Here is a 927-nt window from a genome sequence, read left to right as displayed (position 1 = left end):
TCTTCTCTGACGAGCGCCTCTTCTGTCATCCCTTTAACCTGCACTGAAATCCACTCACGGGCGAACAGCCGTTCGCCCCTACAAAAAGAATCGCATATACGTCTGACATTGTCATCCCGTAAAGCCTGCCCTGAAGCGCTCCTGTTCAGGGATCCTGTACGGGATCTTGTTCATCTTGTTGCCTTGCTCTTCAAGCGATTAGCGTCTCCTAGCAAGCGATCAGCGGCTCTTCCGGCCGGCGTAGCCGGAACTGACTTTTGCGAAGCAAAGACTGGTCACCAAAGGTGACTGGTTTGCGTGAGCAGACTGACTGATTCTTGCCTCCTGGCGCGAAAGCGCCAGCATCACTTCCCGACGTAGTCGGCCTCACTTCCCCGGATAATCCTCCGGGCATCACTTCCTCGCGCCAGCGAGCCTCACTTCTAAACTGACCGCCGATGATCTTCGGCGCATTGCGACTTTTGCTATGGTCTGTCCCGTTTTACGCAATCGTGCGTTACTGTCATCCCCTAGGGTCTTCTCTGATGAGCGCCTCTTCTGTCATCCCTTTAGCCTGCACTGAAATCTACTCACGGGCGAACAGCCGTTCGCCCCTACAAAAGAATCTCATAATCGTCTGACATTGTGATCACGTAGAGCCTGCCCTAGGAGGCCTTCGGCAAGATCCAGTGACTTCGTTTCGTAGTGTCCCCTCCTGTCATCCCGTAGTTCTCCTGTACGGGATCAAGCACTTAGAAACCGCTGATCGCTGTAAAGACAACGTTGTCCGTCAACGGTCCGCCATCCTCCGAGAAAAGAGTTCGCTTTTCTCCAGTTTCTTCCTCTCTCCTATTCTCATAGTTCTCAACAAAGAACCTGTACGTACAGCGTCGAAACGGAGAACCGCTCTTCGAAATGCTACAATTCCAGATGAGGTGATTTAATGAA

The 927-nt window shown here is 52.3% G+C and carries 1 protein-coding gene; it reads right to left on the bottom strand.

Translation table 11 applies throughout. The annotated features are described in order from the left end of the window. Positions 1–731: 731 nt before the first annotated feature. The coding region (locus tag BG32_RS15930) for a hypothetical protein (protein WP_220660354.1) at positions 732–927 on the bottom strand (196 nt) is incomplete at its 5' end.

This window comes from Mesotoga sp. HF07.pep.5.2.highcov (genome assembly GCF_003666285.1).
GTDB lineage: Bacteria > Thermotogota > Thermotogae > Petrotogales > Kosmotogaceae > Mesotoga > Mesotoga prima.
This window is presented reverse-complemented; position numbering and strand designations above follow the sequence as displayed.